This is a genomic window from Pseudomonas sp. NPDC086278 (genome assembly GCF_050280905.1).
Taxonomy (GTDB): Bacteria; Pseudomonadota; Gammaproteobacteria; order Pseudomonadales; family Pseudomonadaceae; genus Aquipseudomonas.
This window is the reverse complement of the sequence record NZ_JBNNWE010000123.1, coordinates 1-14,753: the sequence shown is the minus strand read 5'-3', so window position 1 is coordinate 14,753 and position 14,753 is coordinate 1. Positions and strand designations below refer to the sequence as shown.

At 61.1% G+C, this 14,753-nt stretch carries 12 protein-coding genes and 1 pseudogene; 9 read left to right on the top strand and 4 right to left on the bottom strand.

All coding sequences use genetic code 11. The features are described 5' to 3' along the window. From ACQKP4_RS26055 to ACQKP4_RS26015, 9 genes are all read left to right on the top strand, one after another. Nucleotides 1–1,643, top strand: a 1,643-nt coding sequence (locus ACQKP4_RS26055) for a flavin monoamine oxidase family protein (protein ID WP_427636799.1), incomplete at its 5' end; no start/stop codon positions are given. A 12-nt stretch (nucleotides 1,644–1,655) separates the two neighbouring features. Next, the gene (locus tag ACQKP4_RS26050; RefSeq protein ID WP_427636798.1) at nucleotides 1,656–2,450 is read left to right on the top strand and encodes a carbon-nitrogen hydrolase family protein; all 795 of its coding nucleotides are present in this window, start codon (nucleotides 1,656–1,658) and stop codon (nucleotides 2,448–2,450) included. A 48-nt stretch (nucleotides 2,451–2,498) separates the two neighbouring features. After that, entirely contained in the window at nucleotides 2,499–4,925 is a 2,427-nt protein-coding gene (gene pqqF, locus ACQKP4_RS26045; protein ID WP_427636796.1) for a pyrroloquinoline quinone biosynthesis protein PqqF, read from the top strand. A 155-nt stretch (nucleotides 4,926–5,080) separates the two neighbouring features. Further along, nucleotides 5,081–5,155 carry a pyrroloquinoline quinone precursor peptide PqqA gene (gene pqqA / locus ACQKP4_RS26040; RefSeq protein WP_009045898.1) on the top strand — a complete coding sequence of 25 codons (75 nt, stop codon included), beginning with the start codon at nucleotides 5,081–5,083 and terminating at the stop codon, nucleotides 5,153–5,155. A gap of 72 nt (nucleotides 5,156–5,227) precedes the next feature. After that, nucleotides 5,228–6,139 carry a pyrroloquinoline quinone biosynthesis protein PqqB gene (pqqB, locus tag ACQKP4_RS26035; RefSeq protein ID WP_427636795.1) on the top strand — a complete coding sequence of 304 codons (912 nt, stop codon included), beginning with the start codon at nucleotides 5,228–5,230 and terminating at the stop codon, nucleotides 6,137–6,139. Between the two features lie 113 nt (nucleotides 6,140–6,252). Continuing rightward, nucleotides 6,253–7,005: a pyrroloquinoline-quinone synthase PqqC gene (gene pqqC, locus ACQKP4_RS26030; protein ID WP_427636794.1), complete on the top strand. Its 753-nt coding sequence runs from the start codon at nucleotides 6,253–6,255 to the stop codon at nucleotides 7,003–7,005. Next, the gene (gene pqqD, locus ACQKP4_RS26025) at nucleotides 7,002–7,277 is read left to right on the top strand and encodes a pyrroloquinoline quinone biosynthesis peptide chaperone PqqD (protein ID WP_427636792.1); all 276 of its coding nucleotides are present in this window, start codon (nucleotides 7,002–7,004) and stop codon (nucleotides 7,275–7,277) included. Before pqqC ends, pqqD begins: the two co-directional genes overlap by 4 nt. After that, entirely contained in the window at nucleotides 7,249–8,424 is a 1,176-nt protein-coding gene (pqqE, locus tag ACQKP4_RS26020; protein WP_427636791.1) for a pyrroloquinoline quinone biosynthesis protein PqqE, read from the top strand. The genes pqqD and pqqE overlap by 29 nt, the downstream gene beginning before the upstream one ends. Continuing rightward, nucleotides 8,390–10,216 (top strand): S9 family peptidase, encoded by a 1,827-nt coding sequence (locus ACQKP4_RS26015; protein WP_427636790.1) that lies wholly within the window; start codon nucleotides 8,390–8,392, stop codon nucleotides 10,214–10,216. Before pqqE ends, ACQKP4_RS26015 begins: the two co-directional genes overlap by 35 nt. A 158-nt stretch (nucleotides 10,217–10,374) precedes the next feature. Here ACQKP4_RS26015 and ACQKP4_RS26010 read toward each other — a convergent pair whose 3' ends face one another. The 4 genes and pseudogenes from ACQKP4_RS26010 to ACQKP4_RS25995 form a co-directional block, all read right to left on the bottom strand. Continuing rightward, on the bottom strand, nucleotides 10,375–10,533 hold the full coding sequence (locus ACQKP4_RS26010; protein ID WP_003228885.1) for a YqaE/Pmp3 family membrane protein: 159 nt from the start codon (nucleotides 10,531–10,533) through the stop codon (nucleotides 10,375–10,377). A gap of 371 nt (nucleotides 10,534–10,904) precedes the next feature. Next, nucleotides 10,905–12,683, bottom strand: a complete 1,779-nt coding sequence (locus tag ACQKP4_RS26005; RefSeq protein ID WP_427636788.1) for an acyl-CoA dehydrogenase C-terminal domain-containing protein — start codon at nucleotides 12,681–12,683, stop codon at nucleotides 10,905–10,907. A 321-nt stretch (nucleotides 12,684–13,004) separates the two neighbouring features. Then, nucleotides 13,005–14,294, bottom strand: a complete 1,290-nt coding sequence (locus ACQKP4_RS26000) for a GGDEF domain-containing protein (protein WP_427636787.1) — start codon at nucleotides 14,292–14,294, stop codon at nucleotides 13,005–13,007. 146 nt (nucleotides 14,295–14,440) lie between these two features. After that, nucleotides 14,441–14,753: pseudogene (locus ACQKP4_RS25995) on the bottom strand (cytochrome-c peroxidase); the annotation flags it as partial.

Genomic DNA, 14,753 nt, shown 5'->3' with positions numbered 1-14,753 from the left:
CAGTCACCATTTTCGGCCCGGACTTTCCATTCGCGTTCGACGACTGGATCGAACACCCGGCTGGCCTGGGCAGCATTCCCGAGCACAATCATGGCGCCGAAGTAGCCATCGTCGGCGGTGGTATCGCCGGTCTGGTGGCCGCTTATGAGTTGATGAAACTGGGCCTCAAGCCGGTCGTCTACGAAGCCTCGAAAATGGGCGGCCGCCTGCGCTCACAGGCATTCAACGGCGCGGAAGGCATCATCGCCGAGCTCGGCGGCATGCGTTTCCCGGTGTCGTCCACCGCGTTTTATCACTACGTCGACAAGCTCGGCCTCGAGACCAAGCCCTTCCCGAACCCGCTGACGCTCGCTTCGGGCAGCACCGTGATCGACATCGAAGGCAAAACCCATTACGCGCAGAAACTGGCGGACCTGCCTGCGCTGTTCCAGGAAGTGGCTGACGCGTGGGCGGATGCACTGGAGGCCGGCTCGCAATTCGCCGACATCCAGCAAGCCATTCGCGACCGCGACGTGCCACGCCTCAAAGACCTGTGGAACACCCTGGTTCCGCTGTGGGACGACCGCACCTTCTACGATTTCGTCGCCACCTCCAAAGCCTTCGCCAAGCTCTCGTTCCATCACCGCGAAGTGTTCGGCCAAGTCGGTTTCGGCACCGGCGGCTGGGACTCGGACTTCCCGAACTCGATGCTGGAAATCTTCCGCGTGGTCATGACCAACTGCGACGATCACCAGCATTTGGTGGTCGGCGGCGTCGAACAAGTGCCGCTGGGCATCTGGCGCCATGTGCCGGAACGCTGCGTGCATTGGCCGCAAGGCACCAGCCTCAGTTCATTGCACCGAGGCGCCCCGCGCTCCGGCGTGAAGAAAATCGCCCATGCGCCAGACGGCCGTTTCACCGTCACCGACAACTATGGCGACACCCGCGAATACGCCGCCGTCCTGACCACGTGCCAGAGCTGGCTGCTGACCACCCAGATCGAATGCGACGAAACCCTGTTCTCGCAAAAGATGTGGATGGCCCTCGACCGCACGCGCTACATGCAATCGTCGAAAACCTTCGTGATGGTTGATCGCCCGTTCTGGAAGGACAAAGACCCACAAACCGGCCGCGACGTGATGAGCATGACCCTCACCGATCGCCTGACCCGTGGCACTTATCTGTTCGACAACGGCGACGACAAACCCGGCGTGATTTGCCTGTCGTACTCGTGGATGAGCGACGCGTTGAAAATGCTCCCGCATCCGGTGGAAAAGCGCGTGAAGCTGGCGCTGGACGCCTTGAAGAAGATCTACCCGAAAGTCGACATCGCCGCGCGAATCATTGGCGACCCGATCACCGTGTCGTGGGAAGCCGATCCGCATTTCCTCGGAGCGTTCAAAGGCGCCCTGCCCGGCCATTACCGCTACAACCAACGCATGTACGCGCACTTCATGCAGGACGACATGCCGGCCGAGCAACGCGGGATTTTCATCGCCGGCGACGACGTTTCATGGACGCCGGCCTGGGTTGAAGGCGCGGTGCAGACCTCGCTCAACGCGGTGTGGGGCATCATGAAACACTTCGGCGGTGAAACTCACGCCGAGAACCCGGGTCCAGGAGATGTGTTCAACGAGATCGGTCCGATCGCCCTGCCCGAGTAAGAGGAATCCGAAATGCGCGTAGCCCTTTACCAATGTCCACCGCTGCCCCTGGACGTCGCCGGCAATCTGCAACGCCTGCATCAGCTTGCACTGGAAGCCAAAGGCGCCGATTTGCTGGTGCTGCCGGAGATGTTCCTGACCGGTTACAACATCGGCAGCGATGCCGTCAGCGTCCTCGCCGAGGTGCACAACGGTGAATCGGCGCAACAGATTGCGCGCATTGCCAAGAGTGCCGGAATCGCCATTTTGTATGGCTACCCCGAGCGCACCGAGGACGGCCGGATCTACAACTCGGTGCAGTTGATCGACGCCCACGGCGAACGCCTGTGCAACTACCGCAAGACTCACCTGTACGGCGAACTCGACCATTCGATGTTCAGCGCCGGCGGTGATGATTTCCCGCTGGTGGAACTCAATGGCTGGAAGCTTGGCTTGCTGATTTGCTACGACATAGAGTTCCCGGAAAACGCCCGGCGTCTGGCCCTGGCCGGCGCCGAGCTGATTCTGGTGCCGACGGCAAACATGATTCCCTACGACTTCATCGCCGACGTCACTGTCCGTGCCCGCGCCTTCGAAAACCAGTGTTACGTGGCCTATGCCAATTACTGCGGCAACGAAGGCGACATCCACTATTGCGGCCAAAGCAGCATTGCCGCGCCGGATGGCAGTCGCATCGCCCAGGCCGGTCTGGATGAAGCGCTGATTGTCGGTGAGCTGGATCGTCAGTTGATGGTCGACTCCCGGGCCGACACTCGTTACTTCCTCGATCGTCGGCCGGAGCTTTACGACGACCTTAGCAAGCGCTGAGCCCCTGTAATCCGCTAGCATTGGCGCTTCTCTGTTCTGGAAGTGCTCATGCCTGCGCTGAATTCCCCCCGCCCCCACACTGAAACCCTGGCCAATGGCTTGCGGGTAACGTTGCGTCATGCCCCGAATCTGAAGCGTTGCGCGGCGGTGTTGCGGGTTGCGGCGGGCAGTCACGACGTGCCGCTGGCGTGGCCGGGCCTGGCGCATTTTCTTGAGCATTTGCTGTTTCTCGGCACCGAGCGCTTTGCTGGCAACGAAGGGCTGATGGCCTACGTGCAGGGCCATGGCGGCCAAGTGAATGCGCGGACCAGCGAGCGCACCACCGACTTCTTTTTCGAACTGGCGCCGCAGGCGTTTGCCGGTGGGCTGGAGCGTCTGTCAGACATGCTCGCCCATCCGCGTATGAATACCGACGATCAGTTGCGCGAACGGGAAGTGCTGCAGGCGGAATTTGTCGCCTGGTCGCAGGACGCGGCAGCTCAACGGCAATTGGCGTTGTTTAACGGCCTTTCGCCTGCTCATCCGTTGCGCGGGTTTCATGCCGGTAATCGCGACAGCCTGCCGGTGCCACAGCCTGAGTTTCAGCAAGCCCTGCGGGATTTCCATCAACAGTTTTATCAAACCGGGCAAATGACCCTGAGCCTGGTCGGCCCGCAGAGCATCGAGCAGTTGCGCGAGATGGCCCAGCGCTTCGGCGCCGCGATTCGCTCCGGGCACACCGTCCCGCAACAAGCGCCCACGGCATTGCTCGACGCGGCAAAAAACACTTGCCCACAGGCGAGCGAGCGACGACTTGATCTGCTGTTCGCGTTCGAAAGCCTGCCCGACGCCGGCCGCGAAGCCCTGGCGTTTCTGTGCCATTGGTTGAACGCCGCGAAGCCTGGCGGGCTGTTGGCGACGTTGCGGGAAGAGCGATTGGCGGACAACTTGAAAGCGGCGCCGCTCTATCAGTTCGCCGGGCAAGCCCTGTTGCACATCGAATTCATCACAACCGCAGCCGAGACCGCGCTGCGCGAGCGGCTGCTGGATTGGCTGGGTTTCTTCGCCGCCCACCCAGACTGGGCCGACCTGCGCGAAGAGTACGCCGCCCTGCTGCAACGCCAGCAGCAATTCAGCGGCGCCTTGCAACAGGCCCAGCGGGACAGCGAACAGCTGGAACCCGGCTTGTCTGGACAAGGCGTTGAAGCGCTGAAATACATCCTGACCGAAATGGGCGCTGTGGATAACTTCAGCGGCGACTGGAAACTGCCAACCCCCAATCCGTTTTTGCGCACCGAAGCGCCCGCCGCCAATGCCGGCCTGATTCGCGGGCAGACCAGCAAACACCGGGGCCTGCGGACATTCGCTCAGGACCGATCACGCAGCCGCCGAGAAAGCTCGCCGATGCAGTTCAGCCAAGCGTTGCCGGACACCGGCGACGAAGGCGCGATCTACCTGCGCTGGCGCCTCGATGCCAGGCCTGAAGCGACACTGCAGGCGCGTCTGGAACACCGTCTACAGCTGCTGCGCGAAGAAGCCAGTCAGGCGGGCGTCGATGTGTGCTTCAGTGCCTCAGGCAATGAATGGCTGCTGAAATTGACGGGGCTGCAAGCGCCGATGCCGAGTGTTCTCGAACAGACGCTGAAGGAACTGACGACAGCTGATGCCGGGTTTTCAGACGAGCCAGCGCCCAGCGTCGCGTTGATGCCGATCAAGCAATTGCTGAAGGCGCTGCCTGAGCAATACCTCGAGCGCCGCGCAGAATCCGCTGATCTGCAGCAGTTGTGGGCCAGCGCGCGGTGGGACGGGATGGCGGCAGGTCTGTCAGTACAGACGCAAGCGGCGATGGGTTTGGCGCTGAGCCGCGTTCCCGGCGCTGCGGCTGCTGATTTGCCGCTGCCCAACGCCATCAATTCGCAGCGTCTGTGGAGCCTGATCGACACAGGCTCCAGCGAGCACGCGCTGTTGCTGTTGTGCCCGACGGCCACACCGGACCTCGACGACGAAGCGGCCTGGCGCCTGCTGGCGCACCTGTGCCAAACGCCGTTTTACCAGCGCCTGCGCGTTGAGTTGCAGGTGGGTTATGCCGTGTTCAGCGCGCTGCGTCAGCTTCATGGGCAAGCCGCGATTGTGTTTGGCGTGCAATCGCCCGGCGTCGCGCCTGCGGATTTGCTGCAACACATTGAACACTTCCTGAGCGAGCTGCCGGCAATGCTCGAAGGCATCGACGCTGCAGAGTTCGCTGGCCAGCGGCAGTCCTTAGCCGATCAATTCGAAAGTGCCGTGCTGCCGACCTCTCAGGCTGCCGAACTGCTCTGGCAGGGCAAGCTGGCAGGCCACTCGTCGGATTATCTGCAACGTTTGGCTCTCGCCATCCTGTCCGTCGACCGTGAAGCGCTGCTGGCTGCCGCACGCCGATTGATTCAAGCCGAGGGTGGCTGGCGCTGCCTGTCCAGCGGCCCTTGCCCAAGCGCACGTTGGCAAGAAACAAGATGATCATTACAGGCGCTGCAATTAGCTTTCTCAAAGTGTCGCGGGCAACCTTTTTGAATTTTTGAGTAACATAGCCACCTAACTATCTGAACATCTCCGGCTGGAGGTGGACTATATGTATAGGTCTCAACTGTCCCATCACCTGAAGGAGCGCTCCCATGTCCTGGTCCAAACCTGCTTACACCGACCTGCGTATCGGCTTTGAAGTCACCATGTACTTCGCAAGCCGCTAAGTTGGTCCAGCGGTTCAGCGCCTCGGTATACCGGGGCGTTTTTATTTTCAGCGTTGAAATGATGGAGCACCCATGTTTGTCCAGATCCTAGGTTCCGCCGCCGGCGGCGGTTTCCCCCAGTGGAACTGCAACTGCGTGAACTGCGCCGGTTTTCGCGACGGCAGCCTGAATGCCAAGGCGCGGACCCAATCGTCCATCGCGATTTCCGATGACGGCGTGAACTGGGTGCTGTGCAACGCGTCGCCCGACATCCGCGCCCAACTCCAGGGCTTCACGCCGATGCAACCGGGCCGGTCGCTACGCGACACCGGCATCAGCGCGATAATCCTGATGGACAGCCAGATCGACCACACCACTGGCCTGCTCAGCCTGCGTGAAGGTTGCCCGCATCAAGTCTGGTGCACCGACATGGTCCATGAAGACTTGAGCACCGGTTTTCCGCTGTTCACCATGCTCACCCACTGGAATGGCGGCCTGAACTGGAACCGCATCGAACTCGACCAAAGCTTCACCGTGCCGGCCTGCCCAAGTTTGCGCTTCACCCCACTGCCGTTGCGCAGCGCTGCGCCGCCCAACTCGCCGCACCGTTTTGACCCGCACCCGGGCGACAACATCGGCTTGATCGTCGAAGACCTCGGCACCGGCGGCAAATTGTTCTACGCGCCGGGCCTGGGCAAGGTCGATGCGCCGTTGCTGGAGATCATGGCTGGCAGCGATTGCCTGCTGGTGGACGGCACGCTGTGGGACGACGACGAAATGCAACGCCGTGGCGTCGGCACACGTACCGGTCGAGAAATGGGTCACCTGGCGCAGAACGGCCCCGGTGGCATGCTGCAAGTGCTGGAACAACTGCCCAGGCAGCGCAAAGTGCTCATCCACATCAACAACACCAATCCGATTCTCGACGAGGATTCGCCGGAGCGTGCCGAGCTGGCGCGGCGAGAGGTTGAAGTGGCGTATGACGGCATGAGTATCGTGTTGTAGCGAGTGGCCCCTTCGCGAGCAAACCCGCTCCCACGGGGAGTGGGAGCGGGCTTGCTCGCGAAGACCTCAGACCAGGCACCAAAGAAACCACCGGCCTCACCCGGAGAACCGAAATGACCGACACCGCAATGTCCCCCGCCGAATTCGAGGCGGCCCTGCGCGCCAAAGGCGCCTACTACCACATCCATCACCCGTATCACGTGGCGATGTACGAAGGCCGGGCGACTCGCGAGCAGATCCAGGGCTGGGTCGCCAACCGCTTCTACTATCAGGTGAATATCCCCCTCAAAGACGCCGCAATCCTCGCCAACTGCCCGGACCGCGAGATCCGTCGCGAGTGGATTCAGCGCCTGCTCGATCACGATGGCGCCCCCGGCGAAGACGGCGGCATCGAAGCCTGGCTGCGACTGGGCGAAGCCGTTGGCCTTGATCCGGAGCAACTGCGTTCCCAGGAACTGGTGCTGCCCGGCGTGCGTTTCGCCGTCGACGCCTACGTCAATTTCGCCCGCCGCGCGAGCTGGCAGGAAGCCGCCAGCAGTTCACTGACCGAGCTGTTCGCGCCGCAAATTCACCAGTCGCGCCTGGACAGTTGGCCGCAGCATTACCCGTGGATCGACCCGGCCGGGTATGAGTATTTCCGCACCCGCCTGGGCCAGGCCCGACGAGACGTCGAACATGGCTTGGCCATCACTTTGCAGCACTACACCACGCGCGAAGGCCAGGCGCGCATGCTGGAAATTCTCCAGTTCAAACTGGACATTCTTTGGAGCATGCTCGATGCCATGAGCATGGCCTACGAACTGAAGCGCCCGCCGTATCACAGCGTCACCGAGCAGCGGGTCTGGCACAAAGGAATCACCTTATGAGTTTTGATCGCAGCAGAACCCCGAGCTGGCGTCAGGGTTATCGCTACCAGTACGAACCTGCGCAAAAAGGCCATGTGCTGCTGTACCCCGAAGGCATGATCAAGCTCAACGAAAGCGCCGCGCTGATTGGCGGCTTGATCGATGGCGAGCGTGATGTCGCGGCGATCATTGCCGAACTCGATCAACAATTCCCCGGCGTGCCCGAACTCGGCGAAGACATCGAACAGTTCATGGAGGTCGCCCGTGCTCAGCACTGGATCGAACTTGGCTGATTCCGTGTCAGCCAAGTTACCGCCCACACCGCAAATTGGCCTGCCGCTGTGGTTACTGGCCGAGCTGACCTATCGCTGCCCGCTGCAATGTCCGTACTGCTCCAATCCGCTGGACTTCGCCGAGCAAGGCAAAGAACTCAGCACCGAGCAGTGGATCAAGGTGTTTCGCGAAGCGCGGGAGATGGGGGCGGCGCAACTGGGCTTCTCCGGCGGCGAACCGTTGGTACGCCAAGACCTCGCCGAGCTGATTGCCGAGGCGCGCAAACTGGGTTTCTACACCAACCTGATCACCTCTGGCATCGGCCTGACCGAGCAAAAAATCAGCGACTTCAAAAAGGCCGGTCTGGACCATATCCAGATCAGCTTTCAAGCCAGCGACGAGCAAGTGAATAACCTGCTGGCCGGCTCGAAAAAGGCCTTTGCGCAAAAGCTGGAAATGGCCCGCGCGGTGAAAGCCCATGGCTACCCGATGGTGCTGAACTTCGTCACTCATCGGCACAACATCGACAAGATCGACCGCATCATCGAGCTGTGCATTGCCCTTGAAGCCGACTTCGTCGAACTCGCCACATGCCAGTTTTACGGTTGGGCGCAGCTCAATCGGGTCGGCCTGTTGCCGACCCGGGAACAACTGGTGCGTGCCGAAAGAATCACCAACGAATACCGCGCCAAGCTCGAAGCCGCAGGCCATCCGTGCAAGCTGATTTTTGTCACGCCGGACTATTACGAAGAGCGCCCGAAGGCCTGCATGAATGGCTGGGGCAGCATTTTTCTGACCGTGACGCCGGACGGCACCGCCCTGCCGTGTCACGGCGCCCGACAGATGCCGGTGCAATTCCCCAACGTGCGCGACCACAGCATGCAGCACATCTGGTACGACTCGTTCGGCTTCAACCGCTTTCGCGGCTACGACTGGATGCCCGAACCGTGCCGCTCGTGCGATGAGAAAGAAAAGGACTTTGGCGGCTGTCGCTGCCAGGCGTTCATGCTCACGGGTGACGCGAGCAACGCCGATCCGGTGTGCAGCAAGTCGGAACATCACGGCGTGATTCTCAAGGCCCGCGAAGAAGCCGAGCACGCGACCCAGACCATCGAACAACTGGCCTTTCGCAATGAACGAAACTCCCGACTCATCGCTAAAAGCTGAGCCCTTCAGCGCCGCCCGGGCCGTTGCTGCCGGCATCGATTTTGCCGAGTTGCAGCTCGGCCGGCATGGGCTGTTCTGGAACGAATACCGCCCCGCCGACGCCGCTTGCCGGATCTGGCAGTGGCGCGACGGTCAAGCGCGGTGCCTGACCCCGGCGGGTTTCAGTGTGCGCAGTCGCGTGTACGAATATGGCGGTGGTGCATTTTGTCTGACCGACGACGGGGTTGTGTTCGTCAACGAAGCGGATCAGCAGATGTATCGGCAGTCGTTGCTGGGCGAAACGCCGCAAGTACTGACGTCGGGAGAGTGCCGTTATGGCGATCTGCACTTCGCCGACGGGCAGATACTGGCGGTGGAAGAGCTTGGCGATCGGCATCGACTCGTGGCCATCCGTGTCGCGGACGGTTCGCGTCGTTTGCTGGCCGAGGGCGCGGACTTCTATGCGTCGCCAACGCTCAGTCCCGACTCGAAACGCCTGGCATGGATCGAGTGGAGCCGGCCGGATCAGCCATGGACCGCCACTCGCCTGATGGTCGCCGAGCGTCAGCGTGATGGCGCGTTTGCCCAGCCGCGTTGCGTGGCTGGCGAGGGTGTTCAGGAATCGCTGCAACAACCGCGCTTCGATGACAGCGGCCGTCTGTTTTGTCTGACGGACCGTGGCGGTTATTGGCAGCCTTGGGTGGAATCGGACACAGGCCTGAGCCCTTTGCCAAGCGCTGATGCGGACCATGGCCCCGCGCCTTGGCAACTGGGCGGCTGCACCTGGCTCGCGCTGAGCGAAACCCGTTACCTGGCCAGTTGGACCGAAGGCGGATTTGGTCGACTGGGAATTTGCGGCGATGCCGCTGAAGATTTCACCGGCGACTACAGCCGCTTTCGTCATCTCGCGCTGGATGAGCAATTCATTTACTGCATTGCCGCGTCACCGCTGAGTTCATCGGCGGTGGTCGCCATCGACCGCAACACTCGACAGGTCAAGGTGCTGGCCGGCGGGGTGACACCGTTACCCGCCGAGCAGATCAGCACACCGCAAACCCTGCGTTACCCGAGCGGATCGGGCGAGGCCCACGGTTTCTTCTATCCGGCGATGACCGGCGAGGCCAAACCGCCGCTGGTGGTGTTCATCCACGGCGGCCCGACCTCGGCGTGTTACCCGATGCTCGACCCGCGCATTCAATACTGGGCGCAACGCGGTTTTGCGGTGGCGGACCTCAACTACCGAGGTAGCAGCGGCTACGGCCGAGCTTATCGCCAGGCGTTGCATTTGAGTTGGGGCGACGTGGATGTGGAGGACGCCTGCACGGTGGTCGCTCATCTTGCCGAACGCGGATTGATCGACGGCGAAAAAGCCTTTATTCGCGGCGGCAGTGCCGGCGGTTACACCACGCTGTGTGCCTTGGCGTTCAAAACAGTCTTCCGCGCCGGTGCCAGCCTGTACGGCGTCAGCGACCCGGTCGCACTCGGCCGGGCAACCCACAAGTTCGAAGGCGATTATCTGGATTGGCTGATCGGCGATCCGCAACAGGATGCCGAGCGCTATGCCGCGCGAACGCCGTTGCTGCATGCGAGCAACATCCGCGTGCCGGTGATTTTCTTTCAAGGTGAGCTGGACGCGGTGGTCGTGCCGCAACAGACCCGCGACATGGTCACGGCGTTGCAGGACAACGGCATTCTGGTGGAAGCGCATTACTACGCGGATGAACGCCATGGTTTTCGCATGGCGGCGAATCAGGCCCATGCGCTGGAGCAGGAGTGGTTGTTTTATCGGCGGGTGATGGAATTGGCGGACTGAAGACCGGGTACTAGAGTGGAGGCCGTGTTGCCTCATTCGCGAGCAAGCCCGCTCCCACATGGGGATCGCATTCATCTGAGGGAATGCGATCAACATGTGGGAGCGGGCTTGTTCCGGGCGGCGTTCTGACGAAGGCTATCTACCTGACGACGCCAAGCTCAACGCTTGGCAATGATGTACACCGCATGCACGATCCCCGGAATGTAACCGCACAACGTCAGCAAAATATTCAGCCAGAACGCCCCGCCGAAACCGACTTGCAGAAACACACCCAATGGCGGCAACAGAATGGCGATGATGATTCGAATGAAATCCATGGGTCAGCTCCTGAGGTGAAGTGGGCTCGTGTGAGCCCTACAGCTAATCGACCCGTGCCGTTCGTCAGGGTTCAGTGCGCTGCGTGAATCGGCATGCGAGTCCAAGAGCGCTGTTACGCTCGAAAACCCCGCGGGTTTGAGCGAATCACTTTTCTGCAGGCAAAAGAAAACCCCGCCGAAGCGGGGCTTTGCAGACTGTTTCCCTGACATCCATTTCACTCCGCCGTCCTGGCAGAATCCTACGTGTCCGTGTTGTATCTTTGCGCTTCCTGCGCTACGTCCATGTGAGTAGATTAGCCCTGGATCCAATCTGCGCCTATGGGAGAACAGCAGCACGTCATGTAAGAGAATGCTTACATGACGTCACTTCATCAGAACTGCGCAGCGTCCAGCAGGAACAACGATTCGCTCCCCGCCTTCACCGATGCGCTCAACGAGTGGATACGCGGCAACAGGCGTGCGAAGTAGAACCGCGCGGTGCCCAGCTTGCTGGCGTAGAAATCGTCCTGCGCTTCTTTACCGAACGCCGCTTTGGCCATCAGTGCCCACATGTAGGCGTAAGCCACGTAACCGAAGACTTGCAGGTACTCGACCGATGCCGCGCCGATTTCATTCGGGTTGTTTTTCGCGCGGTCCAACAGCCATGCGGTGAGTTCGTCGAGGGTGGTCACGGCGTCGTTCAGCGGCTTGGTGAACTCGGCCAGGTCAGCGCTGGCGGTCGCGGTGAAGTGACGAATCTCATCGGCGAACAGGTTGTAGAACGCCCCGCCGGTGCCGACGATCTTGCGACCTACAAGGTCCAGCGCCTGAATGCCGTTGGTGCCTTCGTAGATCTGCGTGATGCGCACGTCGCGCACCAGTTGCTCCTGGCCCCACTCGCGGATGTAACCGTGGCCGCCGAAAATCTGCTGGCCGTGAACCGTGGTTTCCAGGCCCAGGTCGGTGAGGAAGGCCTTGGCCACCGGGGTCAGCAATGCCACCAGGTCTTCCGCGCGTTTGCGGGTGGTCGCGTCTTCGCTGAACTTGGCGGTGTCCAGTTGCATCGCCACGTAGGTCGAGAAGGCACGGCCGCCTTCGTTCGAGGCTTTCATGGTCAGCAGCATGCGCCGCACGTCCGGGTGGACGATGATCGGGTCTGCGACTTTGTCTTTGTTCTGCGCGCCGGTCGGCGAACGGCTTTGCAGACGATCGCGCGCATATTCGACGGCGTTCTGGTACGAACGCTCGCCCGTGGCCAGGCCCTGGATACCCACGCCCAGACGCTCGTAGTTCATCATGGTGAACATCGCCGCAAGGCCTTTGTTCGGCTCGCCGACCAGATAACCGACGGCTTCGTCGAAGTTCATCACGCAGGTCGCGGAGGCCTGAATGCCCATTTTGTGTTCGATCGAACCGCAATTCGCCGGGTTGCGTGCGCCCAGGCTGCCATCGGCATTGACCATGAACTTCGGCACCAGGAACAGCGAGATACCTTTCGGACCAGCCGGTGCGTCCGGCAGTTTGGCCAGCACCAGGTGAATGATGTTTTCGGTGAGGTCGTGTTCGCCACCGGTGATGAAGATCTTGGTGCCGCTGACTTTGTAGGAACCGTCGGCCTGAGGTTCGGCCTTGGTACGAATGATCCCCAAATCGGTGCCGGCATGCGGCTCGGTCAGGCACATGGAACCGGCCCAGACGCCGGCGTACATGTTCGGCAGGTAAGCCGCTTTCAATTCTTCGCTGGCGTGGGCGTTGATCGACAGGCAGGCGCCGGCGGTCAACATCGGGTACAGACCGAAGGACAGGCTGGCGGAGTTGACCATTTCTTCGACTTGCGCCGAAACAGCCTTGGGCATGCCCATGCCGCCGTAGGTCGGATCGCCACCGACGCCGACCCAGCCACCTTCGGCATATGTCTGATAAGCCTGTGGGAAACCTGCCGGCGTGGTGACGGCACCGTCCGCCCAATGGCAACCTTCTTCGTCAGCCGCACGGCTCAGGGGGGCGACGCTTTTGCTGGTGACCTTGCCGGCTTCTTCCAGAATGGCTTCGACGGTTTCCGCGTCTACGGTCTCGGCCAGCGCAGGCAACTCGGCCCAGAGCTTGGCGACCTCGAATACTTCATTGAGGACGAAGCGCATATCGCGCAGGGGCGCTTTGTAGTCAGCCATGGCAAACCTCGCAAGATCTAAACAGGTGATTCGTAGGAGTGGTGCTTTCGTGGGGTCCGAGTGTAACCCAACAACTTTTGCGACACATAGGGTCAGCCCATGACCGATTTGTAATTTTTAGTCACAGACTATTCAGTCATAAAAAAGCCCGCAATCGCGCGGGCTCCTTTGTCACTGGTTTAAAAGACTAAAGTGCAAACAACTGCGCCGGCAGCGGCATCAGGCAGTCACTACGGGCCTCTATTACGGCGCGATGAGCGGCTGTACGCGGCAGTAAACGCTGAAATAAAACGCCTTCACGACTTGTGCGAAAGCCTGCTTTCAACCCGCAGCGGCGCCCATGCGCACCGCGCCACGGCGGGTCTGACCGAATGCCACCACGCAGTTTCGTCCGGCGCCCTTGGCGCTGTAGAGCGCTTCGTCGGCGGACTTGAGGACTTGTTCCGGGGTGCGTTGCTCGACGCGTTCGGCGACGCCGATGCTGACGGTGACCGACACACTGGAAGCGCCCGGGCCGGCCCGCCGCTGGCGGCCTTGCTGGTCGTCCTGAGGCCGGGCGTCCTGGTTGCGCAACTGAATGTTGTAGGTGGCGATGGACTCGCGGATGACTTCCAGGTGCGGCATGCATTCTTCGAGCGTCTTGCCCGCGAACACCAGCGCAAATTCCTCGCCGCCGTAGCGATACGCCCTGCCACCGCCGCCGATTTTCGACAGTTTGCTGGCGACCAGTCGCAGCACTTGGTCGCCCACATCGTGACCGTGGGTGTCGTTGAATTTCTTGAAGTGATCGACGTCGCTCATCGCCAACACGTAATTGCGCCCCAGGCGCTGCATCCGTTCGTTCAAGGCGCGGCGCCCCGGCAGCCCGGTCAACTCGTCGCGGAAAGCCATTTGATAGGCTTCGTGAGCGACCGCCGCGGCGATCATCAACATCACCTGGCTGCACATGATGTTGAGGGTAAACGGCAGGATGAAAGTTTTCGGCAGCGCCCAGAACAACCCGAGCAAACCCACCAGTTGGGCGGCGTGCAACGGGCGCGGGTTACGCCAGTATTGCCAGCTCAACAGCAGGAACGAAGCGATAAACACCGGGTACGACAATTGGATCAGGCTCATCCAGGCACCATGCAGCGCGGGCCAGCGGATTTCCGAAAGCCACATCAGCAAGGCCTGCGGGTAACTTTGCTCCAGCCCCAACGCCACACTGCCGACGGCCAGCAACACGGCGAAGCGCGCCACCATGTCCTGAAACAAGTGCGTGCGCTCCTGCCAGGCCGCGAACACGCCAAACAACAGCGGCAGCAACAGACAACACAAATGGAAAATCACCGCGGCGTCTTCGCGGACCTTGCCGTTGTCGCGGTAATAGTCGGTCTGGGTGTCGAGCAGGAAGTAGGCGATGTACACCGTGACCATCAGAAACAATTCGCGCTGGCGCCGGTAAACCGCGCAATACGCCCCGCCCAGCAGCAGCACCAACGTTGGCAGCACGTTAAACAGGGAGGTGAAGAAGACGTTGAGTTCTTTGACGTAGGCGGCCGCAAGCCCCGCAAGTAAAAGCAGCAAGGACGGTAGGAAATGGCTGAAATGTACAGCGGAAGAACGCGGCAAGGGTAGAACTCCGACCGTCATGACAATAGATGGCATTGTGCCCACCTACTGTAACGGCAGAAACGCCAACTTACTGAGCGATTTGTCAGGTTTTTTTAGCGTCCGCGTGACCGGTTACACGCCGCGCGCCGCGTCACGTTCACCGATCAAAGATCGTTGTAGAACGGCAGCAGCGGGCCTTCTTCGACTTTGCGGCCTTCCGCGCCGTACGGCTTGAGCGTGATCAACGCATCCGCCGCTTGTCGGGTCGTGACTTTGGGGCTGACCGGTTTGAGCGTCACGGCGTTTTCGTCACCCACATGGCCTTGCGCAATGACCAGCGAAGGGTGATCGAACGGCGCCTGCTCCCAGGCGACGCGCGGATCGGTCAAGCCGACTTCCATGAACTTGACCAGCGCATCCACTTCGTCGGGCGTGAGGTTGAGCGGTGTCATGTCCGGGTCGAGGTTCGAGGTGTTG